Origin of the sequence: Haloarcula rubripromontorii (assembly GCF_001280425.1) — an archaeon.
In the GTDB taxonomy this organism is placed as follows: domain Archaea; phylum Halobacteriota; class Halobacteria; order Halobacteriales; family Haloarculaceae; genus Haloarcula; species Haloarcula rubripromontorii.
The window spans coordinates 248,403-274,501 of sequence record NZ_LIUF01000004.1 but is presented as its reverse complement, the minus strand read 5'-3'; the positions used below and the strand labels follow the sequence as shown (position 1 = coordinate 274,501).

The 26,099-nt window shown below is 58.6% G+C and carries 25 protein-coding genes, 1 tRNA gene and 2 pseudogenes; 10 read left to right on the top strand and 18 right to left on the bottom strand.

Annotation, left to right across the window (positions count from 1 at the left end; translation table 11 throughout):
* Nucleotides 1–109: 109 nt before the first annotated feature.
* The 3 genes from AMS69_RS13720 to AMS69_RS13710 all read left to right on the top strand — a co-directional run bounded on the left by AMS69_RS13720 (nucleotide 110) and on the right by AMS69_RS13710 (nucleotide 3,933).
* Entirely contained in the window at nucleotides 110–1,576 is a 1,467-nt protein-coding gene (locus AMS69_RS13720) for a hypothetical protein (RefSeq protein ID WP_238378444.1), read from the top strand.
* Between the two features lies 1 nt (nucleotide 1,577).
* Nucleotides 1,578–2,825, top strand: coding sequence for a hypothetical protein (locus AMS69_RS20895; RefSeq protein ID WP_238378436.1), 1,248 nt, complete (start codon nucleotides 1,578–1,580; stop codon nucleotides 2,823–2,825).
* A 223-nt stretch (nucleotides 2,826–3,048) separates the two neighbouring features.
* Complete coding sequence (locus tag AMS69_RS13710) at nucleotides 3,049–3,933, top strand: IS1595 family transposase (protein ID WP_053968371.1); 885 nt, start codon at nucleotides 3,049–3,051, stop codon at nucleotides 3,931–3,933.
* Between the two features lie 35 nt (nucleotides 3,934–3,968).
* On the opposite strand, the pseudogene AMS69_RS13705 reads toward AMS69_RS13710, so the two are convergent.
* Nucleotides 3,969–5,417 (bottom strand): annotated as a pseudogene (locus AMS69_RS13705) (cation-translocating P-type ATPase); the annotation flags it as partial.
* Nucleotides 5,418–5,587: 170 nt separating this feature from the next.
* Between AMS69_RS13705 and AMS69_RS13700 the strand changes: the two are divergent.
* On the top strand, nucleotides 5,588–6,046 hold the full coding sequence (locus AMS69_RS13700; protein WP_053968626.1) for a pyridoxamine 5'-phosphate oxidase family protein: 459 nt from the start codon (nucleotides 5,588–5,590) through the stop codon (nucleotides 6,044–6,046).
* A 64-nt stretch (nucleotides 6,047–6,110) separates the two neighbouring features.
* Nucleotides 6,111–6,386: an amphi-Trp domain-containing protein gene (locus AMS69_RS13695; RefSeq protein ID WP_053968625.1), complete on the top strand. Its 276-nt coding sequence runs from the start codon at nucleotides 6,111–6,113 to the stop codon at nucleotides 6,384–6,386.
* A gap of 148 nt (nucleotides 6,387–6,534) precedes the next feature.
* On the opposite strand, the gene AMS69_RS13690 is transcribed toward AMS69_RS13695, so the two are convergent.
* Nucleotides 6,535–7,002 carry a 2Fe-2S iron-sulfur cluster-binding protein gene (locus tag AMS69_RS13690; RefSeq protein WP_053968624.1) on the bottom strand — a complete coding sequence of 156 codons (468 nt, stop codon included), beginning with the start codon at nucleotides 7,000–7,002 and terminating at the stop codon, nucleotides 6,535–6,537.
* A gap of 91 nt (nucleotides 7,003–7,093) precedes the next feature.
* On the opposite strand from AMS69_RS13690, the gene AMS69_RS13685 reads away from it, so the two are divergent.
* Together AMS69_RS13685 and AMS69_RS13680 are read left to right on the top strand one after the other, a co-directional pair.
* Nucleotides 7,094–7,927, top strand: a complete 834-nt coding sequence (locus tag AMS69_RS13685; RefSeq protein WP_053968623.1) for a universal stress protein — start codon at nucleotides 7,094–7,096, stop codon at nucleotides 7,925–7,927.
* Between the two features lie 145 nt (nucleotides 7,928–8,072).
* Nucleotides 8,073–8,882 (top strand): annotated as a pseudogene (locus tag AMS69_RS13680) (transposase).
* Nucleotides 8,883–9,177: 295 nt separating this feature from the next.
* On the opposite strand, the gene AMS69_RS20680 reads toward AMS69_RS13680, so the two are convergent.
* The 8 genes from AMS69_RS20680 to AMS69_RS13640 all read right to left on the bottom strand — a co-directional run bounded on the left by AMS69_RS20680 (nucleotide 9,178) and on the right by AMS69_RS13640 (nucleotide 16,537).
* On the bottom strand, nucleotides 9,178–9,330 hold the full coding sequence (locus AMS69_RS20680; RefSeq protein WP_202904553.1) for a hypothetical protein: 153 nt from the start codon (nucleotides 9,328–9,330) through the stop codon (nucleotides 9,178–9,180).
* Nucleotides 9,331–9,355: 25 nt separating this feature from the next.
* Nucleotides 9,356–9,634, bottom strand: coding sequence for a HalOD1 output domain-containing protein (locus AMS69_RS13670; protein ID WP_053968621.1), 279 nt, complete (start codon nucleotides 9,632–9,634; stop codon nucleotides 9,356–9,358).
* 97 nt (nucleotides 9,635–9,731) lie between these two features.
* Entirely contained in the window at nucleotides 9,732–10,376 is a 645-nt protein-coding gene (locus AMS69_RS13665; protein WP_053968620.1) for a helix-turn-helix domain-containing protein, read from the bottom strand.
* A gap of 330 nt (nucleotides 10,377–10,706) precedes the next feature.
* On the bottom strand, nucleotides 10,707–11,279 hold the full coding sequence (locus AMS69_RS13660) for a PaaI family thioesterase (protein ID WP_162230989.1): 573 nt from the start codon (nucleotides 11,277–11,279) through the stop codon (nucleotides 10,707–10,709).
* A gap of 38 nt (nucleotides 11,280–11,317) precedes the next feature.
* Entirely contained in the window at nucleotides 11,318–11,887 is a 570-nt protein-coding gene (locus tag AMS69_RS13655) for an OsmC family protein (RefSeq protein WP_053968619.1), read from the bottom strand.
* Between the two features lie 147 nt (nucleotides 11,888–12,034).
* Entirely contained in the window at nucleotides 12,035–12,838 is an 804-nt protein-coding gene (locus AMS69_RS13650) for a helix-turn-helix transcriptional regulator (RefSeq protein WP_053968618.1), read from the bottom strand.
* 287 nt (nucleotides 12,839–13,125) lie between these two features.
* Nucleotides 13,126–14,820, bottom strand: a complete 1,695-nt coding sequence (locus tag AMS69_RS13645; protein WP_053968879.1) for a cation:proton antiporter domain-containing protein — start codon at nucleotides 14,818–14,820, stop codon at nucleotides 13,126–13,128.
* Nucleotides 14,813–16,537 (bottom strand): cation:proton antiporter domain-containing protein, encoded by a 1,725-nt coding sequence (locus AMS69_RS13640; RefSeq protein WP_053968617.1) that lies wholly within the window; start codon nucleotides 16,535–16,537, stop codon nucleotides 14,813–14,815. Before AMS69_RS13640 ends, AMS69_RS13645 begins: the two co-directional genes overlap by 8 nt.
* A gap of 252 nt (nucleotides 16,538–16,789) precedes the next feature.
* Between AMS69_RS13640 and AMS69_RS13635 the strand changes: the two genes are divergently transcribed.
* Both AMS69_RS13635 and AMS69_RS13630 read left to right on the top strand, forming a co-directional pair.
* Nucleotides 16,790–17,431, top strand: a complete 642-nt coding sequence (locus tag AMS69_RS13635) for a hypothetical protein (protein WP_053968616.1) — start codon at nucleotides 16,790–16,792, stop codon at nucleotides 17,429–17,431.
* A gap of 175 nt (nucleotides 17,432–17,606) precedes the next feature.
* Nucleotides 17,607–18,020, top strand: a complete 414-nt coding sequence (locus AMS69_RS13630) for a universal stress protein (RefSeq protein WP_053968615.1) — start codon at nucleotides 17,607–17,609, stop codon at nucleotides 18,018–18,020.
* Nucleotides 18,021–18,047: 27 nt separating this feature from the next.
* Here AMS69_RS13630 and AMS69_RS13625 read toward each other — a convergent pair whose 3' ends face one another.
* Both AMS69_RS13625 and AMS69_RS13620 read right to left on the bottom strand, forming a co-directional pair.
* Nucleotides 18,048–20,792 carry a cation-translocating P-type ATPase gene (locus AMS69_RS13625; RefSeq protein ID WP_053968614.1) on the bottom strand — a complete coding sequence of 915 codons (2,745 nt, stop codon included), beginning with the start codon at nucleotides 20,790–20,792 and terminating at the stop codon, nucleotides 18,048–18,050.
* A gap of 158 nt (nucleotides 20,793–20,950) precedes the next feature.
* Nucleotides 20,951–21,808: a universal stress protein gene (locus AMS69_RS13620; RefSeq protein ID WP_053968613.1), complete on the bottom strand. Its 858-nt coding sequence runs from the start codon at nucleotides 21,806–21,808 to the stop codon at nucleotides 20,951–20,953.
* Between the two features lie 256 nt (nucleotides 21,809–22,064).
* Between AMS69_RS13620 and AMS69_RS13615 the strand changes: the two genes are divergently transcribed.
* On the top strand, nucleotides 22,065–22,949 hold the full coding sequence (locus AMS69_RS13615; RefSeq protein WP_053968878.1) for an IS1595 family transposase: 885 nt from the start codon (nucleotides 22,065–22,067) through the stop codon (nucleotides 22,947–22,949).
* Between the two features lie 231 nt (nucleotides 22,950–23,180).
* Here AMS69_RS13615 and AMS69_RS13610 read toward each other — a convergent pair.
* The 6 genes from AMS69_RS13610 to AMS69_RS13585 all read right to left on the bottom strand — a co-directional run bounded on the left by AMS69_RS13610 (nucleotide 23,181) and on the right by AMS69_RS13585 (nucleotide 26,055).
* Nucleotides 23,181–23,254 (bottom strand) — tRNA-Thr (locus AMS69_RS13610).
* A gap of 32 nt (nucleotides 23,255–23,286) precedes the next feature.
* Entirely contained in the window at nucleotides 23,287–23,754 is a 468-nt protein-coding gene (locus AMS69_RS13605) for a GNAT family N-acetyltransferase (protein ID WP_202904552.1), read from the bottom strand.
* An 86-nt stretch (nucleotides 23,755–23,840) separates the two neighbouring features.
* Entirely contained in the window at nucleotides 23,841–24,416 is a 576-nt protein-coding gene (locus AMS69_RS13600; RefSeq protein WP_053968612.1) for a CBS domain-containing protein, read from the bottom strand.
* A 67-nt stretch (nucleotides 24,417–24,483) separates the two neighbouring features.
* On the bottom strand, nucleotides 24,484–25,257 hold the full coding sequence (locus tag AMS69_RS13595; protein WP_053968611.1) for a GTP cyclohydrolase III: 774 nt from the start codon (nucleotides 25,255–25,257) through the stop codon (nucleotides 24,484–24,486).
* Between the two features lie 107 nt (nucleotides 25,258–25,364).
* Nucleotides 25,365–25,700, bottom strand: coding sequence for a DUF7344 domain-containing protein (locus AMS69_RS13590; RefSeq protein ID WP_053968610.1), 336 nt, complete (start codon nucleotides 25,698–25,700; stop codon nucleotides 25,365–25,367).
* Nucleotides 25,701–25,755: 55 nt separating this feature from the next.
* Nucleotides 25,756–26,055: a DUF5785 family protein gene (locus tag AMS69_RS13585; RefSeq protein WP_053968609.1), complete on the bottom strand. Its 300-nt coding sequence runs from the start codon at nucleotides 26,053–26,055 to the stop codon at nucleotides 25,756–25,758.
* Nucleotides 26,056–26,099: the final 44 nt, after the last annotated feature.

The window sequence follows — 26,099 nt, the reverse complement described above, 5'->3', positions numbered from 1 at the left end:
AGCTAAGGCCGCCTCGGGCGGCAGTGGAAGTGTCCTCCAGAAGGGGCTGCGTAGCTCCTCGAAACTCAGACGGCTGGTCGACGCCGCCGATTCGGCGGTCCCGAGTCGGGTGCCAAACGGGATCAAGCCGACGGCGCTGCGACGGGCCGGAAAGGTCGACGATGCGGTCCCCGACGCCGACGTGCCGACCGGGCGCATGAGCGCAAAATTAAACGACATGCCCGGGCCGCGGCGCCAGCGGACCACCGAGCAGTTCGACCGCCTCGACAGCGACGGGTCGGACTACCTGGGCAACACCGACGTCGACGATGCGTCGCTGAAAGCCGCGGACCTCTTCGAGAACACCGGGCCGAAGGGCCGTCGGGCGCTGAACGACCTCGCCGACGGCGACCGCGAGGCCGCCGACGTGCTGCTGGAGATGGACCCCAACACGCAGTGGCGGTTCACCAGAGCGTACGATAGCGGCGAGGTCGACGGTGACGAACTCGGGACGGCGTTGCGACGGTACGACGGGCTAGATTCGGACGGGAAGCAGGAGTTCGACGACATGCTGGCCCGCAACGGTGACGACGCAACCAAACTCGCGGCGCGGACGGACAGCGACACCTTCGACGACATCATGTCTCTCGGGTGTGGCCCCGGGCGGTCGAGTCTCGGTGGTGCCGGATCGCTGACTGACGAGGCCTACTATTCGGTGAACGCACCGTCTCGCTCTATGGCGGCACTCGCGAGTGGGAGTTGCCTGTCTGACGACGATAAAGCCGATTTCCGGGCCGGACTCGCGAAAGCGAGTAACGATCCCGACATCGATGTCGAGGAAGACTTCAGTGACGCTGTCGACGCGGTCGAAACACTGGACGGAGACAGCCAACAGGCCGCGGTGGACATGGTCAACGACCTCGGCGCCGACGGCGTCAGAGTTACCAACGGTGCGACGGACCTCGGCAGTCGGAAACACAGCGTCCTCACCGACAGCGAGGTCGACGACCTCCTGACATCCTACGATAGTTACCGTAACTCCGACATCGCCACGCGTGACGTCGCCGACGTACAGAAGGACATCGACCAGATTGCAGAGTCCGAGGTCGGCGGACTAGACAGTGCGATCAAGAACGGGGTCAATAGTGACACGCAATTAAAAGGGCTCGATCAAGAGGTCGACATTACCACTGACCTGATGGATAACAACGACAACGTGGTTGTGAAAGATATGTCGGTCGATGGCGATGATGGAATGAGTGCGACCATACCGGGTGAGGGGCGTCGAGAATCCGAAGTAGACATTGACATCGAATCCACGGATGGGAGGACCATCGGTGTGGAATCAAAGAATCAGGACTATGACAGCGTCCCACCAGTGGGCGATTATCGCGAGAACTTATACGATGACCTCCGTAACAAATTCAACGTGGTCTCCCGAAATCGAGACGAAATGGTCATTGTGACGCCGACGGAAAACCCTCGCTCGAACGATATTATCTCGAGAGCAATCGAAGATGCGGACTTCGCCGACGGGTTCGATCCCGACAGTGACCTCAGGTTCGTCTCCCCAGACGAGACATCGACTATCGGATAACATGGACGTACCATACCATATCGGGTTCGTGACCGACGAGACGCCCAACGTCAGAGCACTCCACGAACGGTGTCTTGAACAGGGTCTGACGACCACGCACGACGGTCGGACAGGCCAGGTCGCGAGATACAAAGTTGGCACCGAGTCTCGGACGAACGATGCCACAGAAAACGCGCTGGAGACCCTCGACCAGGCAGAGAGCGGGCAGCTAACTTTCTGGACCGAGGCCGGGATGACGCTTCGCGTCGGATTCACCACACCAGAGAACGAACTCGAAGCGCAGTGGGGGCGTGCGAGTATTAGTTTTCAGACGACCGAGATAGATGGGAGTCTACACGAAGACACCGTGTATCACACCAGAATCGAGGAACTCGTGGACCTGGTCGGCGCACTCGTCCCTCTCGTCGACCCAGAGTACGTCTGGAGTTCTATCACCGATGGACACGGCGGCTACGAGAGCGTCGTGCCGGATGGTCGCCCGATTCCGGCCCACGTCGACGAACTCTCGTGGATAACAGTCGTCTCCGAGTCGGTCGCCGAACAGTTCGGCGGGCCCGATCGCGTGCGTCAAACGCCGGCGTGGCGCGTAACAGAGTTTGACACTGGCCACATCATGCTCGTGCTTCGAGACCATCCGTACGACCCCACAGAGGAACTAACAGGATCCCCCGACGCGTATCTTCTCGACGGCGAAGACCTCGAACAGGAAGCGGTTGACGACCTCGACCTCGCGGACCCGTTCGCTGCCCTCGACGTAGGCGAGTACGGCGCCGATGTCTGTCTCCACCGCGACGACATCGCTCGCTCGTTCCCCAACGAAGACTTGCGACTGATCCGCGTCACGGTCGACGAGGAGCGTGACCTCCGGCGGGTCAATACGGGGGCATTCGTCCGTAATGTCGTGGACGCCGAAGCTGACGACGACGCCGACCTTGTGGGTCAGATGCTCAGCGATATCCCGGCCGATGCCACTGATGCGGACCTCCACGTCTCCGCAGTCTTACACGCGGCGGTCCCGCCGGCGTTCGTCCGTCTCGACGGTCCCGACGACGAGAACGTCGTGACGAAAGTGATGGGTCTAGATACGGACGTGAGCAAGATCAAACTCCTCGTGAGTCTGGGGCGGGTAGCCCAGCAGGACGACTTCACCGCCGAGGACCTCGACTCGATGGAAGGGGCGCTGGACACGCTTGCTGAACTTGACGACGATGAGAATATCGACCGGTACATCGAAGCGAAGCTGCTGTAAGCAGTGATGAAGACTGTGAGTAACGTCTTTGATGACCGCTCGGTATGGTATAATCCTGCAGACCTCGAATGGGATATGGTCTCTCCAGCGATGGTGCCTGTCCTGAGTCAGTGACAGCGCGGAGTTATGATTTCGCTCTTCCGAAGCAGATTGTTGGTCGGGTAGAGCTGTCGCTGTGAAAGCGTAGCGGGCAAGGGTGACGCGAACGCGTCACCCGGACGCAATGTTCCCATTTGAATTGCTGAGTTCAGAGGAGAGCGCCGCGAACCTGCTGGAGCAGGTTCGCTGGCGCGAGGGCCTCTGTTGCCCGCGCTGCCGGTCTGAATCGGTGATCAAACACGGCAGCTATCGAGAGTATCAACGGTATCTCTGTAAGGATTGCGACCGCACGTTCAACGACAAGACCGGCACGATCTTCGCGCACGCGAAGATCGGCCTTGACAAGCTGTTATTCGCGTTCTACTCGTTCCTCCGGTTCAATACGAGTATCCGCCAGCTAGACGCTGAAATTGACGTTTCGTATCGCTCGCTTCGCCGGCGCGTCGAGCAGTTCGCCAGAACGCTCGACGCGCCAGCCATCAACCTCGTTGGCCCGGTCGAGATTGACGAGTTCTACGTCTCTGCTGGGAAGAAAGGCCGCGAGCGCGACCAAGAGTCGCGCTCGCGTGCTCTCTCGAAACGCGGACGAGGAACGTATGAGGGAGACAAACCGCCAGTGTTCACGCTCGTTGATCGCGGCAGCGGTCAGCGATACGTCGTCCCAGCGAAATCCACCGATGAAGCGACCGTGCGACTCCTTCTCGACAACCACGAGAAGGAGTCGCTGACCGTCTACACGGACGGATTTCGGGCCTACGATCCACTCGACGATGACGAGAGCTTCCACCGAGAATCAGTAATTCACGGTGACGGCGAGTACGTTGATGAAGACGCACACGTGAACACGTGCGAGAGCCACGCGTCGCTGGCGCGACGGTGGCTCTCGCCGCACCGAGGTGTCTCAAAAGACAAACTGACAGCGTATCTCAGACCGTTCCAACTTCGGCGACGAGTCCTCCGCAAACCGGGACGAGAAGCACTGAAACAGATTATCCGAGAAGTTCTCTGACTCACCAACAATGTACTTCACAAGAGCGTCTCTGGGTTTTCCGTGTAGGCGACCGCGAGTACACGAAGGGCGTCGTCAGCGAACGTCCGGACCTGGTCGTGGACGCGGTCGGCTCCTTCCGAGGTGAGGTCGGCCGGTCCGTCGTCGGTGAGCACGCGAGAACACTTCGACAGGACGACCCCCGGGGCGCCCTTGACGTACCCCACGTCGCCGTGGACGGTTCCCATCCACTTCTGCTCAGAGGAGAACGGAATCTCGTCGGTTCGGGGGTGCTCTTTGCGGAGTGCTTCGACGTCGATCCTGTGATTCTCGGCGGCCTCGACCAGCGCCTGCTCGGTCGGATCACCTGTATCGGCGGTGGCGTCGTTGCAGAGTACCCCAGCACGTAACAACAGGTCGATGCGGTCGGACGGTGGTTCAACGCCAGTTTCGTCGAGTTCGACGACCGAGTCGTTCACCCACACCCTGCTGACGGTCATCTGTCCCTCGGTGAGCGTTCCAGTCTTGTCGGTACAGATGACGTCCACCGAGCCGAGCGCTTCGACCGCCGGCAAACGTCGAACGAGCGCGTTCTCGTCCGCCATCGTCCGCACCCCGAGCGCGAGGGTTAATGTCACCACAGCCGGCAGCCCCTCGGGAATGGCGGCGACCGCCAGCGACACCGCGGTGAGCCCTGCTTCGACGAGTGGCGTGTCCCGCATCAACAACAGCGGGATCACGAGCGCGGCCAGTACGGACACGCCGATGCCGAGCCGGCGGCCGAGTTCGTCCAGTTCCCCCTGGAGCGGCGTCCGTGTCTCCTCGGTGGCCGCAAGCTCCCGTGCGATCGACCCGACTTCGGTGTCCATCCCCGTCGCAGTGACGACAGCGACTCCTCTGCCACGCGTGACGTTCGTGCTTTTGAACACCATGTTCTCGCGCTCGGCGAGCGGTGTATCGGGATCGACAGGCTCCGGCGACTTCGAGACCGGTGCACTCTCACCGGTGAGCGCCGCCTCATCAACTTCGAGGTCAACATCTTCGAGCAGCCGTCCATCGGCGGGAACAACATCGCCACTTTCCAGTTCGATTACGTCACCGGGTACGAGTTCGGTCGCAGCGACCTCGACAGTCGTTCCGTCCCGTCGGACGGTCGCCGTCGGCGCAGTCAATTCACGGAGCGCTTCGAGGCTCTGTTCGGCGCGGTAATCCTGGACGAATCCGAAGATTCCGTTAACGACGACGATGACGGTGATGAGTACGGCGTCGATGGCGTGGCCGGCCAAGGCCGACAGCACGGCCGCTGCCAGCAGCACCCAGATGAGCACGCTGTTAAACTGCACAAGGAAGATCGATAGCAGCGTTCGTTCGCTAGCCTGGACGACCTCGTTCTCGCCATACTCCGCGAGCCGTTGTCTGACCTCCCCCGAAGTCAGTCCCTCGGCAGAGGCATCGAAATCCGCCAGGACATCTTCGGCTGAACGGCTGTGTGGGAGGTCGCTCATTACCGGGTATTCACTCTCGCCACACTTGGGGGTTATCGGGGAGGTCCTGCCAACAGTTCCGTCGCCCAATAGCGTCTGATCGTCATCAACTGCCGGGAAAAGATATGGATTGAGACGTGAGCACCGAACTGGAGACACTACTTTTGACGACCGACCTCGAAAATATTCGTATGGAAGATATCCGCTCGGTACGGATGAGTAAGGAAGAACAGGACGAATTCTTAGGTAGTGGTGGGACCGGCGTCATTTCGTTCACTCCACCGAGCGATGGCCCCCCGTACACCCGGCCAATTTCGTATGGATACGACCCAGATACTGGGAATTTCTATTTCCGGCTTGCCGTCGGTCCCGAGGATGCCGGAAAGAGAGATATCCTCGATGAAGACAGGGAGATTGCATTCGTTACGTACGACGAAACCGACCGTGGCTGGCGAAGCGTCATCGCAACCGGTAGACTGGACGAAATCACGAAATCAGCACTTGACCCCGACGTTACCGAGGCGATGCAGCGAGTGAGAATTCCGTTCGTGGACGTGTATGACAGTCATCCGCTTACGCTAGATTTCCGATTCTTCCGGCTCACGCCTGACGAGGTTACTGGACAACAAGAAGCTGGGACTGAGGATTGAGTACCTCGAAGATAGAAGGTCGCCACATCTGCTTAATAACCCTCGTCACGTAATCACTCGCTGTATGCCAGAGGAAGTCCTGTTTAAATCAGAGCAGCGCATGAGCCGGGAAGAAATCGCATCGTATCTTCAGACTGTCGTCGATAAGCTCAACGCTGGTGATGCGGTTACGCTTCAGGCAGATGGGGACTCCGTGACTCTCGCTCCTCCTCCTCAGCCGACGTTCGAGGTGAAAGCCGAACGCGAAGGACCGACCAACGGGCCGAAAGAGTTGAGCATCGAGTTCGAACTCAAATGGCCGGAAGATGGAGAAGACGGTGGCGAACTCGAAATCGGATAACTGCTCACCGCCGTTTTTGCGGTGGTAGCTGTACAGGTCCACAGCGAGAACACACACAGAGAATCAGAGCTTCTCCCTCGAATAGAATCGGTTCTGACACGGTGAGTGGTGGATTCTCGGGTAATAACCCAGTCACGTATGAGATGGATCACTCTTCGTCTGGATGGGCAATTTCGAGTTCGAAATTGCCTCTGGGATACGCGACGCACGTTAGCAGCCACCCCGCCTCGATCTGGTCCTCGTCGAGGAACTGGTTCCCGTCGTGGGTGACTACCTCGTTGGCGTTGCCGTCGTACTTCCCCGTACACTGTCCACATCTGACCACTTCACACGCGTACGGAATCTCGACATCGGCGTCGAGTGCCGGGTACAGCAGTTTCTCGTCTTCGGATATCTCGACCTCGGTCCGTCCGTCCTGGTCGAGAAATACCACGGTGTACGAGGCGGCGTCACTCTCGCCGTCCCCGAGACAGCCCGCAAGCACGGTGACTCCGACACCACCCATCGCAGTCAACAGACGGCGACGGTCCTCATCGGGCAGGTTCCGAGCGGTTGTAGCGCTCGTCGTCGGGTCGCTCGACGGTTGGCAAGCGCTGGCGTTCTGTCGTTCGTCCATACGCTTGAGATAGTGGAGGCAACTGCATAAGCTATGTTGTCGTATACCATGTGAAGCAAAAACATAGTACGACGGGCGCTAAGACTCCGCTATGTACGACCGAATACTCGTTCCGACCGACGGAAGCCCATCCGCAGAAGCTGCCGCTCGCCATGGACTCGTGATCGCAGAAGCATTCGGCGCGTCCGTCCACGTCATTAGCGTCACTGGTGAGAGAGAACGTGATGAACGACTTGCGAAAGCACAGGCCAAAGACGCCATTTCTCACCTCGAGGAGCTCTTCGAGCAGGAGTCTGACCTTTCATGCCAGTCGGTCATCGAGCAGGGAACCCCGTACGAGGCGATCCTTTCCTATGCATCAGAGAACGACATCGATCTCATCGTCATGGGCACGCACGGGCGACGTGGGCTGAGTCGTGTCCTCCTCGGCAGTGTCACCGAGCGCGTGATTCGGTTGAGTAACGATCCCGTGGTAGCAGTCCCACCACATGCAATCGGTCGAGAGCGAGAGGGATACGATAAGATTCTGATCCCGACAGACGGGAGCCCTGGTGCGACTGCTGCGGTCGAACACGGAATATCCATTGCAGAACGGTTGGAAGCCTCAGTACGCGTCCTCTGTGTGATCGAAGGTGAGACGGGACTTCCACCAATCGGTGACGCGCTTCGTGACGAAGCAGTCGAGGTGCTTGAAGCAGTTTCGGAGCGAGCATCGGACCGCGACGTCTCCCTCACAACCCACGTGCAGCCCGGAATACCCCACGAGGTAATCAATAATTTCGTCAGTGCTCACGGGATCGACCTCATAACAATGGGAACACACGGGCGCTCGGGGATACGCCGTCATCTACTTGGAAGCGTCACCGAGAGGGTCTTGCGCACGAGCGATGCGCCCGTCCTCACCGTACGACAAGATACTGGATGAGAGTCGTCTACTGTCGGTAATACGGGAACGAGAATGGATTCAATGGCTTTGTTGAAACCCTTTCTGAGAAACATGACGAGTGATTACCGGAAGATAAGATGGATACCTCCCGTAATCACGTCCTTTCTGATTTGTTGAGCGTGCTATGGTGCTGGCTCGACGTGCTGTTACACGGTTCTCAACCCGATATTCACGGAAGCGATTTGTACTCCGACAACACGTCGTTCTGTTCTGTCCTTTCTGAAGATCAAGAAGACAACGGCGTACCGCGACTTGTTGACAAACGCATCGAGATGCCGTGCATTCGAGACGCCTTTGACCTCGATTCGATTACCTGCACCCTCGAGACTCTGCAAGGCGTTCAACCGGTTGGAGATGGTCGTCTGGCGGGTGCTGCTGAACGTCTCGTTCGCGGACTTACCGCTCAACGGTATCACCGGTATTGATGTTCCCGGGTTTGACCGGGCGCATGCACCAACCCACTACACGAAGCGAACGAACCTCACCATCCAGCTATTGAAGACGGCGCTGTTGGTCGATACAGCGATCAATGTTATTCTCGACATTCACGTAACGACGACCCGGAAACACGATACGCAGATTGCAACGCAGGTAGTGAAGCGGAACATCACCTCCATCGCGGTGTTGACCGGTGCCAAGGGATATGACGACCAGAAGCTCCGGCAGCTCGCCCCTGACCACGATATTCGACCACTGATCAAACACCGGGAGTACACATCTCTCCACAAGGCATGGAATGCTCGACTGAAACAGCGACCTCTACCACAGGCGGAAGATGAACAAGACAGTCAACGCGACGATCTAACAGAAATCCGGGGCATTCGTTTGGTCACACCGCTGGTTGAAGCAGTTCCGCGAACTCGCCATCAAGTGCATCGTTCACAATCTAGAGCGAAGCCTCGCTATTTCACACGAGGTGGGCAAATGTCCGTGATTCTGAGAGAAATGGACTGCTGAATAGAGAGGATGAAGTCAGCATGGCCGCTACGACTGATCATCGAAAGCAATTTCATCGGACGTAACTCTCAATTAGACCCGTTGGTGTAGGGGCAAAGATTTATTCAATCTGCCAGACCTGGACTTCCCAATCGGGGTGCTGACTGGTCGTCGTTCGAATCGTCAACCCACCCTCGATCTCTACGTCATTGCACTCTGCTTCTTCCAGTAGCTCCGTGAGAGCGGATCGTAACGATTCGACGTCATCTATTGGATGAGGATCCGACATTGCGCTACGGTTCAATAGTGTAGGTGAGGGTCGAGGTTATCCACGCGTCTTCGTTGGCTGGATCGCCGATTTCGGCAATCGTGTGGTCGCCCTGCGGGTATTCGGTATACGTCTCCCGGATTGCCTGACCGCTCTCCGAATTAGCCATGTCGCTCATTGGTTTCGTGTCTCGATCAGCCGGCTCACGCGTCATCGGTATTGTGGACGCGAACGTGTTCTGCGGTCACTGTAACGTGGCCGGCGTCAATACGGAATTCAATATGGATGTCGCCGGGATCCGAATCAGTGTTGGGGCGGGAACGGAAGACAGCGTTCAACGCATCCGGATCGATGGACTCGTAGAGTGGGTCCATCTCCAGCGGGTCACGGTTGCATGCGGCCGCAACGGCGGCGACGACCGCTTCGCTCGGCGCTTGGTTCTCATTGTACGCGTACTCGACAGCGGTCTCGCGTGAACTCATCTACTCATGACTGAGGACCGTACACAGGTGAGGCTCTCTAGTCGCTATCTGCGAGTTTAAATAGCATCCCGGTTTGGTTTGAGTCAGCCCTCCGATATTAGTTCTCTGAGCGAAGTGTGTGCTCGATGAGCGCGTCCTGCGCACGTCGCATCCGCCGCCCGAGTGCAGACGGGGTAACATCGAACTCCTCGGCTAACTCTTCGAGCGTGATACTACGTGGGTCGTTGAAGTAGCCCCGTTCGTGCGCTCGCACGAGCACTTCTCGTTGGGCCGGCATCAATCCGTAGCGGGTAGTTAGGTCGTCGGGCTCTTCACGATAGAGCCGGTCAAGGTGGAAAGGAATTCCTCGCTCCTCACACGCGTCTCGATACGCTTTCAGTGCCTCGCGTGTCGGCACCCGGGCACGAATTCGGGACTCTTCGTGTGTCGCCGCAACATCGAGAAACACGATATCGTACTCCGTTGCTGCCGGATAGGTCATCGCTTGTTTCCCCTTGTCGGTGAGTGTCACTCGGTACAACCGCCGGTCACTGAGTTCGGTAAGCAGGGTGTAGTCCTTGATGGTGGGGTCGGTCACGAGTGCCGATTCAAGCTGGTCAAAATCATTGCCGGAGGCCCAAAAGACGAACTTCGCATTCTCGCCAAGATGGAGGTCCTCAGTGCGGAACACCATGGCCGGGACCGCCTTCGCGCTCTCGCGCATGATTGGTGAAGCGACCTCGAACTCGGCGATGAAACTCATTGCATTTCCCTTAGGGCGAGAGCCGCATTATGGATTATGTGCTTTATTGTGCTCCTCTTCACACGACTCCGGACGGTCGGTTGGTCCGTCGCGCAATACTTCGAGGACGCCGACTCGGTGGGCCGAGTTGGCCAAGAACTGGATATTGTCGATGCCTGATCTCATGCATGATGTAGGATAGCGAGTATCTTAGCGTTTCGGCGAGGGGAGGAAGGGGCAGGTTGCTCCCCGTTTGAGGGCCTGGGAGAATCGATCGGAGTGTCGGTTACCCACTTCCCAGCCCGCACCGATGAGGGCGACACATCTCGGTCACGGTAACGTGGGAGTCACCTACTCGCGGAGAGTGAGGCACGTACTCGACAGGCGGGAGACAAGCTCCCCCTCCTCGTTGGTGATGTCACACTCGACGAGGCCGATAGTCCGTCCCCGGTGGACGACGCGCCCGACGGCCTCGATCCGCCCGGTCCGGACCGGCCGAAGGAAATTCGCCGCGAGATCAACGGTCGTGAACGACTCGTCCGGCTCGACCGTGCTCATGTAGGCAGTCCCCATCGCCGCGTCGCCCAAGTCACAGAGCACACCGCCGTGAACCGTGCCCATCGGGTTGGCGTGTTCCGGTCCGATGTGCATCGCCCAGCGGGACTCGCCTTCGTCGATCGCGACGGTTTCGAGGCCGGCCAGCGCCCCGTAGGGCCACGACGGCATGTCTTGATTGGCGAGCTTCGCGAAGCCCTCCGGTCCGGCGAACTCCCCCGCCTCGGTGTACGCGATAGCCTCGGCGAGGTTCACCCGTGCCATCGTCGCGCTCCGGACGATGGCAGCGGGATCGTCCGCTACCTCGACCAATCGGTCGTACTCGTCAGACGTGAACTCGACATCGATGGTCCTCTCGGACTCGTCCATCGTCTCGTTGGAATTGGGGGACATGAACGTCAGGGAGTTTACCCTTGGTCCACGTCCACGTTCGTCTCCACCGGGACGCCGGAGCGTAGCGTCTGGAGGTTCACACAACTGTATTCCGCAGCGTCGATGAGCTGCTTGACGAGTTCGGGGTCCGTGCCGTTCGCCGTCCGGATGTCGACGTGGCACTGCATCTCCTGAAAGCCGACCGGGACGTCCTGCTCGACGACCAGTGTTCCACGGACGTCCACGTCCGCGGTGACCTCTACTGCGAGGTGCTCGAGCGTGACGTCGAGCCGTCCGGCGACGATGCGAATGGTCGAATCGAGGCATGCAGCGAGGGCCGCACAGAGGATGTCACCAGGATTCGGGGCGTCGTGGAACCCCCCGACGGCGCTGTGGATACCGAATTCCCAGGCGATCCCGTAATCCCGGCTCCCCGGTTCGATGACGCCGTGGAACGGGTCCGTCTCGGTCCCGCTGGTCGTCTTCGCCCGGTCAGTGATCGTCGCTTCCCTGGGTGCGTCCCCGTAGCGGCCGTATAGCGGCATCTGGCGGTCTTCCACGTCGACCGGGTCGTGATCCGGGGGCCGGTTGCTTTCCTGTGTCATTGGTAATTCACCCCGGATCCATCGGCATCGTGCGGATGGTTCCCCGGGTACGCATACAGATGCGAAATCGGTCCAAATACCTATTTAGTGAAACGACGCGGACCCACGTGGGACTTTCAGGGCGTGTCGGGGTTTCACACCGTGTCCCTATCCGCTGGCTTCCGAGGAGACTCGGTCCGGAGTGACACGCCGGGCCTCCTGGCGATACGACTCGAACGTCGATATCGCCCACTCACGTGCTTCGGGTGCGTCGGTGTCAACGTACACCTGCAACACCCCGCTGTCGGGATCGTACCCGCCGATCCCGATGCGGTCGTCGTAGATGAGGATCCTGAAGAGCGGCAGAGAGTCGTGCAACCAGAGCGTAAACGAGTCGCTTCCGAACACTTCAGCGGCCTTCTCCGGGTACGTCGATGCGATGTTTGCCGAGACTGCGGGCGGAAAGACGATCTCCGTGTCCATCCCTTCGACGATCTGGTGGTACAGGACCTCGAAGTGGTGTGGTGCCGTCAGAGCGGCGTCGAACCCGAGGAGGCACTCGGTCTCCCGGTACAGTTGCGCACAGCGGTTTGCCGGTCCGTACGGATCGCCGGGCTCAACGACCGTTACGACCGCCCCGGCGATCATCTCCAGCGTGAAGCCGTTCACCTCGCTCGGGAGCCACCCCCAGACGTTGCGGAGGCGTCGCTCCGTGTTCATCCGGTCGAAGAAGTTCGTGAAGTGTTCCGCGACGAAGGCACCGGGTTTCGTCAGTTCGTACTCGTGACCGTCGCGACCGACCCAGCCCCGCTCCTCGAAGTCACCGAGGATACGCCCGACGGTAGCCGCGGACGCCCCGGTCGTCGCCTGCAGGTCGTCCCGGTCACACGGCCCCTCGCGTAATGCGACGAGCGCGTCGACACGGTTCGTCGAATCCGCGAGAAACCTGATGTCGTCAAGGGTAGAGTTCATGCTACAAGTTTGCACTGCCAGGTATTATCTCTCGGGGTGTTCCATCGAACCTTACGATAGCGAACGGGAGCAGTCAGTTCTCGCCTCTCTGTACCACTACCAGGCGCTGACTTTACGAATAAAAAATGCCGCGTGGAATCGTTCGGCTGTGCAAGATTCGCGCCCTATATTCAGCACGGATACTGGAATTTATCACCGATTGAGGGTTTCAATAAGGCCGATTCAATCATCCGATCCGAAAATGCACACTCACGGTTCTGTTCTATCGATTGCGTCCGGCCGGTCCCTCATCGCATTGCCTTGATCTCGTCCGCCGTGGTGTAATACTCAGACTCTGCCCGTTGTTCGAGTTCCGCCAGAGAGTCCGCTCGTATTTCAGACCCCGAGATCTCGCCTGCCGCCACCGCCTCTACGTGTTCGACGAGCTGCTCAGCAGCCAGAACCTCTGGGACACTCACGTAGAGCGCCCCCCGTTCTATTAGGTCACGGGCTGTCGAGACCGTTCGAGCACGAAGGACGATGTCAACGTCTCCGTCCTCTGCAAGCGCCAGTATCCAATTGGAGACACTGTTCGAGTCCACAGTCGAAACGACGAGTTCTGCGCGTTCAACATTCGCCTTCGTCCAAGTATACTGTTCCATCGCGTCACCGAAGACATACGCCTCACACTCCGATTCTAGGTCCTGCAACAGAACAGGGTCGTTCTCGACGACGACGTACGGTCTATCGCTTGCTTCACACGTTTCGACGAGGCGTCGCCCCTGTCTACCGTAGCCGACAATAATGACGTGGTGGGCAATATCGTCGGGCACGGCGCTCCGTTCGTCAACCTTCTCGTACTGTTTTCTTAGAAGCCCACGGTCAGAGAGTGTCCGGTAGATTCGTTCGTCATAGCGACTGGTGAGACTAGAAGTGAGCATTGTCACCGTCGCCGCGAGAATGATGGCAGCGAACACTGGTTGCGCTAGCATCCCGACAACCAGTCCCTCGATGGCGATGATGAGAGCGAACTCGCTCACTTGCACGAGATTGAGGCTCGTGAGCGTCGCTGACCGCGCCTCGTAGCCTTTGTACAGTAAAAGGGAGATAGTGACTGCTGGTTTGACAAGTACTGTCAGGATCGTGAGGAGCCCCGCAATGATAATCACCTCGACGGTTGGAACGGTCACGAGTGTCCCGAGGGTGACGAAAAAGATGGCTGTGAAGAAGTCCCGAATCGATTGGAGACCGTTGAGCATCCCGAGATGTTCGGTCGGATCCCGGCGAACTGCAAGGCCGGCGACGAACGCCCCGACGGCGAGAGAGACGCCGGCTAATTCAGCCGCGCCGAGGAACGCGATGAGAAGAGCGATGACACTAACGAGCATAAGTTCGTCGGATCCTCCCGACACTCGGCCGAGAAGATCGAAGAGCTGTCTGTTGACGATGACGGCGGCCCCGATTAGAACGACACCATACCCCAGTTGCGTTGCAACGGGGTCGGCGGCAAACGTCTCGGCACTCAAGACGAGGATGAGGAGGATCGCAATGAGATCCTGGACGTAGTGGATCGACTCGGCTAATCGTCCGTAGACGAGATTTCTGTACCGCCCCGTCCGGAGGAGCCCCGTCCCGACGATGGTCGAGGAGAGTGCAGCAGCGATACCGATATAGAGTGCCTGGTCGGCCGGAAGACCGATCAACACGCTAACAATGACTCCAATCCCACCGAGTACCACGGTCTGTCCGAGAGCGATGACCTCGCTGTCACTGAGCACCGTTCTGACCGACTCGAACTGGATCTGCACGCTGAACGTGAATACGAGCAAGACGATACCATAGCGAGCGAGTTCGAGCGTGAGTTCTTCCTCGACGAATGGACCTGCGACGATTCCTGCAAAGATGAAGAAGGGAACAATCGGTAGCTTGAACCGATGTGCCACGAAGAGGAACGCTCCGCCGATGACAAAGACCACCGAGAGCGCAGTGAGGAGTTCACTCACCGAAACCACCGTCCGAATCCCCGCCCGGCCCGGAAACCGTGCCAGAACGTCGTGAGTTCACGATATCGGTCTCTGCAGCCACACTGAACACCTCACGGTCCTCGAAGTACGCGTCAAGGTACTCTGCGAGCCGTTCGGCGGTGAGTTGCGGGCTCAACACGACGTAATGGGCACCGTGATCGTAGAGCTCACGAGCATCCTGGGGCCACTCGGCTTCGACGAAAACCGTCGTTCTCTCGCTGACATCTGCGAGTAGCGCCTTGTTCACATCGGGTTCGGCTGACGACGAGAGAACGAAATCGGCCCGTTTCAGCCCGCTCTCGTTCCGAATCTCGGCGTGGCGAAAGTCGCCATAGACGACGTCGTACCCGGCGTCTTCGAGCTCCTCGATGTGTGCGACTTTTCGGTCGATGACGACGACGTCGTCGTAGAACTCTTCAAGCCGAGGGAGGACACCCCGTGTCAACTCGTCGTACCCGATCACGACCGCGTGGTCTCGATAGCGCTTCTGTTCGATCACGCCTTCTTTGCCAGCCGTCTCCCAGCGACTCAAGAACGGGTACAGCCGCTCGTACAGTTGCTGGTTGTACTTGATGACATATACGGAGATGCTCATCGTAAGCACGGCCAGCAGGCTGAGAAAGCCGAGGATGGGTTCCCCGACGAATCCTTCGGCGACTGCAACGGCTCCGGCAACGAGCGCGAACTCGCTGACTTGAATCATGTTCACGCTGCCGAGAAACGTCGTCTCGAGGCTGAATCCCTGCCAGTCGAGGAGTGTGAAGAAGATGAGAAACTTGGCCGGAATCAGGACGAAGGCGGCGACAACGGCCTCCCACCAGTACACGAATAGGTCTCCTGCCTCCAGCTGCAACCCGATCGAGACGAAGAATATCAGTATGAACAGATTCGTTAGTGGAGAGATGCGGTCGCGGAGTTCCGTACTATACGGGAGTTGCGCGAGTGACACACCGGCTAGAAATGCACCCATTTCGATGGAGAGCTCGAGCTCGTCAAAAACGAGAATGAACAGGAATGCCCACGCAACTGCGACCAGAAAGAACGCGTCTTTATCGTCCGCGATACGCCGGAACAGTTCGGGCAACAGATGTCGCGTAGCCGCGACAGTTATCACCCCGATACTGGCTACCAGACCGAAGATCGTGAGGAGTGTGATGCCGAGATCAGCTGCGCTCTCGGGGCGACCTGAAGCCAATAGTGTGAGTAGAACCACGACGACAACATCCTGAACGAGAAGGACGCCGACGTCTATCTTCCCCGGGAGGGATGTGACCGCGTCCTTGTCGGTCAACATCTTGATGACGACCGCGGTCGAGCTGTACATTACGACCGCCCCAATCAGCAGGGCTTCCCAGACGGGAAACCCGAGTACCATCGCGGTGCCCAGTCCGGCGAGAAAGACGAGGGCCATCTGCGGGAGCGATATCTTGATGATGGGGTGAAAGATGGGCCGTATCTCCTCGATTCGCATCTTGATCCCTAACAGAAACAACAGGAACGCCAGCCCCAGTTCGGCCATCGTTGTGGTGATCTCACCGGATTCGACGATGCCGAGAACGGCGGGGCCGAGCAACAGTCCGGTGAGGAGATAGCCGACGAGAGTGGGCTGGCCGGTCTGATGTGCGAAAATTGCGACGAAGGCTGCCGCCACGAGGATAATCGCAAGATCCGTCGTTAGTGCTAGTTCAGCAACCATCCGAGTAGATAACTGAAACTTCCGTCGGTTGGTGGTTAGTTTTGTCGGGGGGCAGTGGTCATTACGAGGAGATCAGCACATTGGAGAGACACCTCATCGAGATACCATACACCATTCATACTGAATCAATGGAACAGAAGAGGATGGTCGATGCTGAATGGGCGATCTCCACTATTCCAATTTAGTCGGGGTCGCCGGCATCTACCCCAATGCACGGTGATTTTTTGTTGAGCGTGAACGATAATGATGGAAATGACCGTCGATCCGTTCAATCGCGGCAATCACCACGCTGCCGTCGTCGTTGGAAGTCTCGCGTTAGCAGCGTTGTTGTGGGCCGCCGGATACAGGTTTTCGCGGATCATCGCCGCCGTTCCCTGGTTCCTTCTGTTTCTGGTACTGATTATCGGGCCGGTGACGAAGATCTGGCCGTCGATCAATCAGCGGTTCGAGGGGAATTTCCCGCTGTACTTTCGATCTGAACTCGGCATCTGGTTCGTAATCTGGTCTCTGGGACACGTGCTCTTGGTGTTCCAGTTGTTCGGGTGGGACGTCGTCGGATTCGTGGTGGGCATGAGCGCGTGGGCGTTCGCTGCTCTCGTCGGTGTTGTAATCGCTGTTGTTCTCCTGTTCACGTCGAACATCTGGGCGTATCGACTCATGGGGCCCAAAGCCTGGAAGTGGCACCAGAGCCACGGAACGTACGTCATGTTCTGGCTCTTTACGGTACATATCTACGACCAGACTTTCCTTCGAGGCGGGGGCCCGACAGAGGATCCACTTCACCTCCTCTACGCGCTCTCGATCGTCATCATCGTCGGACTGCACATTGGTGCATTCCTCAAGGTCGTTGCCCACTACCGGAAGCACGGGAAATATCCAAGTGGTATCTCATAACTTGATTCAATAGGTCTATGATGATTCCACAGAGGATTGTCCCATCAAATAGACTCCAACACGGCTTTTCGTTCGGTGATGAATAGATAGAGAATATAGGTCAGGTGGGCGTAGCGATGACGCGGACAGCCGTTACCGGTGTAGCCTTGATAGCGCCTCCGTTCTAAGGGAGGGTATGTACGACGACATCTTGGTTCCGACAGACGGAAGTTATGGAGCGAACGCCGCGCTCGAGCACGGCATAGAAATCGCGTCACAGTGGGATGCGACTCTTCACGCCCTGTACGTCGTCGATACCCGATTAGCCCGTTCTGGACCGTTACTCGAAACACTCCGAGACGAAGGTCGCCAAGCAGTACGAGATGTCGAGGTGGCCGGAACGCAGGCTGGTCTGACGGTCGTGACAGAGATCGCAGAGGGGAATCCGCACGAAGAGATTCTGTCATACGTCTCCGAGCACGGCATCGACATGGTCATCATGGGGACCCACGGTCGAACCGGTCTCGACCGGGTCGTTATGGGAAGCGTCGCCGAACGAGTGGTTCGACGGTCGCCTGTTCCCGTACTAACTGTTCGGGGCGAGGAGTAGGACTGAGGTACCAACACCCTTCGATCCCTACACTTCTTTGTCGTGAGTTTTCGAGGGTGATTGTCCCTCTGTCTCAGAGCGTGGGGGGTACCGCGCTTTCCAGCTCAGTTTGTGGAGTTCGATAGCGACAGCGATGGTCAGGGCAATCCCGCCGAGAACGAGCCACTGTTCCAGCGCGACAGGTGCGGTTCCGAGGACCGCCTGAGCGGGCGGGAAGTACATCGCCCCGAGGTGGACCAGGAACGCTGTAATCGTCCCGGTGAGCAATATCGGGCTCCGGAACGGTGAGAGTTGGAACAGCGACGTCGTCTCGGATCGGGCATTACCGATGTTAACCATCTGGAACAGGACTACCAGGAGGAGCAGGTGGTTGCGGACGGCAGCCTCCGAGAGCCCCTGGTCCAGCAACCAGACGAACGTCCCGAACCCGATCACGCCGATCACCAGCGCGGCGACGAGCGTTCGTTCGATCATAATCTGATTGAAGATTCGTTCGTCCGGCGAGCGTGGTGGACGATTCAATACGTCTCCCTCCTTGGGTTCGAAGGCGAGGGCGACGTCCTGAATCCCGTTCGTGACGAGGTTCAGCCAGAGGATCTGGACGGGCACCAGCGGGAGTGGCAGTCCGGCCGCCAGGCTCAACAGGACGAGGGCGACTTCGCCAGCGCCGGTGGAGATAAGCAAGAAAATCACCTTGCGGATGTTGTCGAACGCGACACGGCCCTGTTCGATACCGGCGACTATCGTCGCAAAGTTGTCGTCGCTGATGACGAGTTCGGCCGCATCCCGGGCAACATCGGTTCCCATCTTCCCCATAGCGATCCCAATGTTTGCCTGTCGAAGCGCCGGTGCGTCGTTGACCCCGTCACCCGTGACGGCTACGTAGTGTCCCATCCCTCGGGCAGCTTCGACGATCTTGAGTTTCTGGTCCGGCGAGACGCGTGCGAACACCAGGGTCTTTTCGAGGATTTCTTCGAGTTTCTCTTGCGAGGCGTCCATGAGTTCGGCACCAGTGGTAACCTCGTCTGACGACTCGGCAAGTCCGAGATTACGGGCGATGGCGAGTGCCGTCTCCGGATGGTCTCCGGTAATCATCGTGACTGTGATACCTGCCTGCTGCGCCGACGCAATCGCCTCCTCGACACCGGTTCGAAGTGGATCGATCAGCCCGAGAAAGCCCAGAAACGTCAGGTCGGTTGGTTCGGAAGGCGGCTGTCCCAGGTCCCCGTCGGTCTCCACTGTTCCTTCCGCAACAACGAGCACGCGGTACCCGTTGTGGGCCATCTCGTTTGCCTGTTGCTGGAGGGCTGGCTGTGAAAATTCGCCCTCGCTTGCATCCGCACACATTTCCAGAACACGCTCGGGCGCGCCCTTGACGAATACCCGCGTCTCGTCGTCTGTCCGGTGGAACGTCGCCGCATAGCGCTGTTCGGGCTCGAAGGGAATCTCGTCGATCTGTGGATGCGCATCGAGCGCCGACTGGCGAGACCACCCGAGCTTGCGACCGAGGGCGAGGAGGGCAATGTCAGTCGGGTCACCGCGCCACGTCCACTCGTCGTTCCGTCGAGACAGGTGGCCCTCGTTGCAGAGCACAGACGCTCGGGCGAGACGAGACAACTCATCGGCGAGGTCTGGCTTCGGAGGATGACCGTCTTGGAGGATGTTCCCTTCTGGAGCATACCCTTCGCCGGTCACCTCAAACGTGCTTCCATCGGGAAGTTGCACCTGTTTGACGGTCAGTTCGTTCGCCGTCAGCGTCCCCGTCTTGTCCGACGCGATCATCGTACAGCTGCCAAGCCCCTCGACAGCCACTAGGCGACGAACGATGACACCGACTTTCGCCATTCGTCGGCTAGCGACGCCCAACGCGACCGTAATCCCAACAGGAAGCCCTTCAGGAATCGCCGACACGGCCAGTGCCACGGCGAACAGGAACATCTCCACGGCATCGTACTGCTGGACGAAAATCCCGAGAAGCGCTGTGAGCGCCGCGGCGACGAGGACGACAAGACCGACAATACGGGTGAACCGCTCCATGCGCGTCACGAGTGGCGGTTGCCCACCCTCGACGGCCGTAACGTCCTCTGCCAGTCGGCCGACGACCGTGTCCGCACCCGTTTCGACGACGATACCACGTCCCCGTCCCCGATTAACCACAGTGCCAGCGTAGGCCATATTGCGCCGATCCCCGAGTGAAGCACGGTCGTCGCCTGCCCACTCCTCGTCTTTCAGAACGGGTGCTGATTCACCAGTGAGTGCCGACTCGTCGATTTCCAGACCATGCGTGGAGACCAGACGAATGTCTGCAGGAACGCGATAGCCCGATTCAAGGAGGACGACGTCGCCCGGAACCACGTCTTCCCCATCGATGTCGCGTGTCTCCCCATCGCGGATGACCGTCGCGCGGGTACGGACGAGTTGCTGAAGTGCCTGACTGCTGCGTTCCGCACGCCACTCTTGGATGCCCCCGACAAGAGCGTTGATCAACAGCACCAGGGCGATGAATCCAGCGTCAGTCTCTTCGCCAATGGCGAACGAGACGATTGCCGCGATAGCGAGAATGTAGATGAGCGGGTTCTTGAACTGACGGAGGAAGATCTGCCACACGGTGACCGGCTTTGCCTTTGGGAGGCGATTTGGGCCGTGTTCAGAGCGTCGGCTTTCAGCTTCCTCGGTCGAGAGACCATCTGAATCGGCGTCAAGAGAGTCGTAAATCTGGCTTAACCCCCGCGAATACCAGGATTCGGTGTCCGTCGAAGCGGAGACAGCCATTAGTTATCGGAAGTACGCTGGGGGGCGACTTAGTGGTCAGCGTCGAGTACAGAAGCAGGGTACCCTTTGACCATAGGGGCGATTCAGGACGGAGTCAGTATTGAGAACGGTAGATTCTACGCCGTGAGACAGTCCAAAAGAGATTCCTGACCGCTGGTTCACTCTGACTGGCGAACGGTCATGACAGGAACTGGTGACGTGCGCACTGTCTTTTCAGCCACGCTTCCGAGAAGGTATCGCTCGATACCGCTGCGTCCGTGGGTTCCCATTACGACGAGATCGATATCGTGCTCCTCAACGTAGGAACGAATCCCTCGGTAGGGACTCCCGTGTTCGATCTCGGTTTCGACTGCAGACACGGACGCTTGGGTCGCTTGCTTTTCGATGGTTTCTACCGCGGATTGGGCCGATTCTTCGAGTGCGTCGAGGATTGCACCTGAACGGACATCAATGCCCATTGCCATCGTATCGATGACCGAGAGGGCATGGAGGCGAGCATCGTAGGTGCTTGCAACATCGACAGCTGGGTCAATAGCGGCCTCAGATCCCTCACTTCCGTCGGTCGGCACCAAGATGTCGGTGTAGGGGTACGTAACCTTGCCGTCGTCTTCCGCCTTGACCGTTAATACTGGCACATCCGAGAGCCGGACAACCTTCTCGGTGACACTCCCGAGTAGATACCGTTCGACGCCGGTCCGACCGTGTGTCCCCATCACGACGAGATCGATGTCCTGTTCGGTCGTGTACCTGAGAATCGCCTTGTGTGGGATGTCAGTACGGACAGCTTGTTCAACGGGTACGTCACTCACAGAAATGTCATCGCAGGTCCTTTCAGCGACCTCCTCACGTTCTTTCTTGGTTTGGTCGTACTGCGGGGCATTTTCGAGCGTTCTGGAATCGACCACACAGAGCGCGTGTACTCTCGCGTCATAGCGTCTCGCCAGATCTGCGGCGTACCCGACAGCTGCCTGTGCACAGTCGCTTCCGTCAGTCGGGACGAGGATGTTATCGAACATCAGTAGATAATATGGAGTTCGTCCGGTAGCCACATCAAGGGTGGGAGTCCCCCTATCCTTGATGATATCAAGTACTTCGATTTAGGTGTACGCAGATTCCTGAAGGATCCTCTCTCAGCCCACGTTTCCAATCATCTATTAATTCTGCTAATTTATATATCGTATACGCTCTTCCGAAGCAGATTGTTGGTCGGGTAGAGCTGTCGCTGTGAAAGCGTAGCGGGCAAGGGTGACGCGAACGCGTCACCCGGACGCAATGTTCCCATTTGAATTGCTGAGTTCAGAGGAGAGCGCCGCGAACCTGCTGGAGCAGGTTCGCTGGCGCGAGGGCCTCTGTTGCCCGCGCTGCCGGTCTGAATCGGTGAYCAAACACGGCAGCTATCGAGAGTATCAACGGTATCTCTGTAAGGATTGCGACCGCACGTTCAACGACAAGACCGGCACGATCTTCGCGCACGCGAAGATCGGCCTTGACAAGCTGTTATTCGCGTTCTACTCGTTCCTCCGGTTCAATACGAGTATCCGCCAGCTAGACGCTGAAATTGACGTTTCGTATCGCTCGCTTCGCCGGCGCGTCGAGCAGTTCGCCAGAACGCTCGACGCGCCAGCCATCAACCTCGTTGGCCCGGTCGAGATTGACGAGTTCTACGTCTCTGCTGGGAAGAAAGGCCGCGAGCGCGACCAAGAGTCGCGCTCGCGTGCTCTCTCGAAACGCGGACGAGGAACGTATGAGGGAGACAAACCGCCAGTGTTCACGCTCGTTGATCGCGGCAGCGGTCAGCGATACGTCGTCCCAGCGAAATCCACCGATGAAGCGACCGTGCGACTCCTTCTCGACAACCACGAGAAGGAGTCGCTGACCGTCTACACGGACGGATTTCGGGCCTACGATCCACTCGACGATGACGAGAGCTTCCACCGAGAATCAGTAATTCACGGTGACGGCGAGTACGTTGATGAAGACGCACACGTGAACACGTGCGAGAGCCACGCGTCGCTGGCGCGACGGTGGCTCTCGCCGCACCGAGGTGTCTCAAAAGACAAACTGACAGCGTATCTCAGACCGTTCCAACTTCGGCGACGAGTCCTCCGCAAACCGGGACGAGAAGCACTGAAACAGATTATCCGAGAAGTTCTCTGACTCACCAACAATGTACTTCACAAGAGCGTACGTTCATATTGTATTGTTAGTCGCATTTCCATCCAAAAACAGCCACATTTGGAGACTGCCTCGAAGGTGGTGCTGTGTCACAGTGGTCGGCGAACGGGCCGCGCTGAAGAAACACGCTGTAGACCTATGTGCCCGAGACTGAATCGAAAAACGATGGGCTCAGATCGGGGTCCAATGTCAGGTTCCGAACCGAACTGGCGAAGCCAGGGGTGGGATTTGAACCCACGAACTCTCGATTACAAGTCGAGTGCTTGGACCACCCAAGCTCCCCTGGCGCGGTTGCATACCAGCGTTGTGTGGGGACCGTTTAGAGAGTATCGTTTTCGGTCGGCTTTTCGAACTCGATCCGATGTGGTGTGTAGCCGTGTGCGCGATATAATTGTCGGGCGGACTCGTTGTCAGCCATCGCTTCCAGCGCGAGGATATCCGCACCGGCCTGGCGGAGTAGTTCTTCCGCCGTATCGAGCAGTTCGCTGCCGATTCCTCGGTTCCTGTGGACCGGTTCGACGAAGATATTCTCGATGATGCCCCGCGTCTTATCTTGTTCGTACCGGCCGCTGTCGATGGTGACCATAACGAACCCGACGACGTGTCGGTCTATACGGGCGATACAGACGTTTTCGGCGACGATGCGCTGTACGACAGTCTCTCGGACTGCGGTCCGGTTCCGGTCCCCGAACAGATGTGACCCGTGGGCACGCTGGCTCTCCGCCAGTCGGACCCACAGGTCGACGATGGTGTCCACGTCATCCATCGAGGCGGTGGCAATCTCCACAGTGGTACTCCGTGGCGTACGGTCAAAACAGTTCGGCTACGCCGCCGTCTCTGTCTGCTGTAAGAGCAGAGACCCACTAGCGCGGTTCAGACATCACGACAGTCCGCACAGAGGAGCTGTCCGTTGAACGACGCCAGATCCCGTGTAAACGTGCTGCAGGCGGAACAGATGCCCTGATTATCGAACGAATCTTCGGCGGCGGACTGCATCCCATCGGTGGTGGCTTCCTGACCGGTCGTTGCAACCGGTGAGGGCTGCTCGACGGCGGTCGTCGACTCGCTCTCTAGTCTCGCGGTCGAGAGGATGTCATGCTCGGTCAGCGTTCCGAGCGGTTCACTGTCCGCCGTGACCAGGAGGAATTCGGCTGACCGCGTCGCCATTCGGTCGCGGGCCTCCGGAAGCCCGGCGTCAGGGTCAATCGTTGGAATGGACTCACGCATCACGTCGCCAACTGTGGCGGTGTCCGGGTCGCCGCCATCGACGATGTATGCCAGCACATCCCTGTCCGTCGCGACGCCGACCGGTTCGTTTCCCCGCAATACAAGAATCGGGTGCTGGTCCTCACGGATCAGCAACTCCGTCGTTTCGAGGAGGTCGTCGGACTCGCTCGCACCGACGTACTCTCGGTTCATAACCTCCCGCACAGTGACCTCACCGTTCATGTGTGTGGTTACCACACGCCCGGTCTAAAAGATACCTCCACTACGTTTATATCGCGTGAATCACAAATTACTCGGTTGTCTCGGTTTCGATGGTGACGGCCTCGCCGGTCGCCCGACAGGTCTCTAACGCGTGTTTAGCGTCCATCCCGGCCGTCGCTGCCGTCCGTCCGCGTCCGACGCCGACTTTCAGCTCCACGTCGACGGCGTCGCGGACGTGGTCGATTGCATCGTGGTAGTCCGCCTCGTCTAAGTCCGGGCAGACTGCGATGACGTTATCGCCGCCGACGAAAAACGACAGCGAGTCGTGGGCCTCACGCATATACTTCATGAGCGCCGCGTACCCCTGCTCTATCTGGATGAACGTGTCAAACTCGTTGAGCTGGTCGGTGTACTTTTCGGTGGCGTCGTCGACATCGAAGTGCGCGAGTTGTACGTCTGTGGGCTTCCGGAACTCATCGTCGATCGTCTGGCCGCGTAGCACTTCTCGCCGCCCCTTGTCCTGCGCACTACCGGCCTCCTGAAGTTGTTCCGTCGCCGTCCCCAGCGCCGAAACGGGTGTCGTTCCCGTCGCGACAGAGAGGCTCATCGTCACCGGGTAGCGGTTACCGACAGACTCCTGAATGAGTGCGTGTGCCGCCTCGTCCAATCCGTTCGTCACGGCGATCATGTTGTCGAACCGCGAGAAGAAGATGTAGCCGTCGCGGTTCCCGAACAGTTGTGCGAGGTCAGCGTACAGCCGAGATTGGAGTGTTTGAAGATCGACTTCACGGCGGGGTTCCGGCGTCACGGTCCACGGGCCGTAGTTGTCTATCTGTATATGGGTTATCTGGGTGTTAGTCACTGTCCATCGACAGTTTGGAAGCAACGGGTATTGCTCTATCGAAATGTACCGGCAGCGGGGACTGTAACCCGGTCCCATCAGTCTCGGATTTCGGACGCGAACCAGTATCAACAGTGGTCAGTCGGTACTACGTCGCGCTGCTGTATCTCGACGGTCCCGACCATCGAGTTGTACGCAACGATGTCTGTTGCCGTCAGCTTTGGAAGGTGTTCGGTGAACAGTTCCTCGGTGAGTTCGGCTCTCGCAGTGTCCGGGACTGCTGCCGGCTTGATGTCACGCTCGGCCGCCAGAACCGCCGCGGCGAGGTCAGACACGACGACTGGCTCATCGCGGTCAGCCAGTATCGACAGCGCGCGACGGCGAGTGTCGTTCGACAACAGGTCAGCAATAACTTCTTCGGGAAGCCCCTGTCCGGTATCGCCATTTGAAGATGTCGTCGCCATACGCGACGCTACACCGGCCACCCACAAGTATGTGTCGTGCCCACACACTACACAGTCAGGCCTGTTCGAGTCTGTACGGCCACCAGTCCGCCTCGCGCAGCGCGCGCCCGAGCGATTTGTGGAAGTCCGGGAAGTCCTCGAACTCCTCCTGGTCGACATGGTCGAAGATGTCCGCCACGCTAACGACCGTCTCGTAGTCGATCCGAACCGGGTGGTCGCCGTACTGTTCGACGTATTCCTCGGCGGTCAGTGGGAAGTCCTCGTCTTCGTCGACTTTCTTCGCCAGCACAGCGTGACCGTACTTGCGCCGGCCCTCGCTTCCTTCCTCACCGTCCGGATCGTGTGGCCAATCCATACGCGGTTCTCTGGACACTGGCATAAAAAGGGTTTCTCTCCCCG

Excerpts from the sequence above, each read along its gene's own strand:
- AMS69_RS13690 (WP_053968624.1), bottom strand. The coding sequence starts at position 7,002 with ATGGACGAACGACAGAACGCCAGCGCTTGCCAACCGTCGAGCGACCCG.
- AMS69_RS13630 (WP_053968615.1), top strand. The coding sequence starts at position 17,607 with ATGTACGACGACATCTTGGTTCCGACAGACGGAAGTTATGGAGCGAAC.
- AMS69_RS20895 (WP_238378436.1), top strand. The coding sequence starts at position 1,578 with ATGGACGTACCATACCATATCGGGTTCGTGACCGACGAGACGCCCAAC.
- AMS69_RS13700 (WP_053968626.1), top strand. The coding sequence starts at position 5,588 with ATGGAAGATATCCGCTCGGTACGGATGAGTAAGGAAGAACAGGACGAA.
- AMS69_RS13710 (WP_053968371.1), top strand. The coding sequence starts at position 3,049 with ATGTTCCCATTTGAATTGCTGAGTTCAGAGGAGAGCGCCGCGAACCTG.
- AMS69_RS13600 (WP_053968612.1), bottom strand. The coding sequence starts at position 24,416 with ATGAACGGTGAGGTCACTGTGCGGGAGGTTATGAACCGAGAGTACGTC.
- AMS69_RS13685 (WP_053968623.1), top strand. The coding sequence starts at position 7,094 with ATGTACGACCGAATACTCGTTCCGACCGACGGAAGCCCATCCGCAGAA.
- AMS69_RS13665 (WP_053968620.1), bottom strand. The coding sequence starts at position 10,376 with ATGAGTTTCATCGCCGAGTTCGAGGTCGCTTCACCAATCATGCGCGAG.
- AMS69_RS13620 (WP_053968613.1), bottom strand. The coding sequence starts at position 21,808 with ATGTTCGATAACATCCTCGTCCCGACTGACGGAAGCGACTGTGCACAG.
- AMS69_RS13655 (WP_053968619.1), bottom strand. The coding sequence starts at position 11,887 with ATGACACAGGAAAGCAACCGGCCCCCGGATCACGACCCGGTCGACGTG.
- AMS69_RS13625 (WP_053968614.1), bottom strand. The coding sequence starts at position 20,792 with ATGGCTGTCTCCGCTTCGACGGACACCGAATCCTGGTATTCGCGGGGG.
- AMS69_RS13590 (WP_053968610.1), bottom strand. The coding sequence starts at position 25,700 with ATGGCGACGACATCTTCAAATGGCGATACCGGACAGGGGCTTCCCGAA.
- AMS69_RS13670 (WP_053968621.1), bottom strand. The coding sequence starts at position 9,634 with ATGAGTTCACGCGAGACCGCTGTCGAGTACGCGTACAATGAGAACCAA.
- AMS69_RS13640 (WP_053968617.1), bottom strand. The coding sequence starts at position 16,537 with ATGGTTGCTGAACTAGCACTAACGACGGATCTTGCGATTATCCTCGTG.
- AMS69_RS13660 (WP_162230989.1), bottom strand. The coding sequence starts at position 11,279 with ATGGACGAGTCCGAGAGGACCATCGATGTCGAGTTCACGTCTGACGAG.
- AMS69_RS13635 (WP_053968616.1), top strand. The coding sequence starts at position 16,790 with ATGACCGTCGATCCGTTCAATCGCGGCAATCACCACGCTGCCGTCGTC.
- AMS69_RS13650 (WP_053968618.1), bottom strand. The coding sequence starts at position 12,838 with ATGAACTCTACCCTTGACGACATCAGGTTTCTCGCGGATTCGACGAAC.
- AMS69_RS20680 (WP_202904553.1), bottom strand. The coding sequence starts at position 9,330 with ATGAGCGACATGGCTAATTCGGAGAGCGGTCAGGCAATCCGGGAGACG.
- AMS69_RS13695 (WP_053968625.1), top strand. The coding sequence starts at position 6,111 with ATGCCAGAGGAAGTCCTGTTTAAATCAGAGCAGCGCATGAGCCGGGAA.
- AMS69_RS13585 (WP_053968609.1), bottom strand. The coding sequence starts at position 26,055 with ATGGATTGGCCACACGATCCGGACGGTGAGGAAGGAAGCGAGGGCCGG.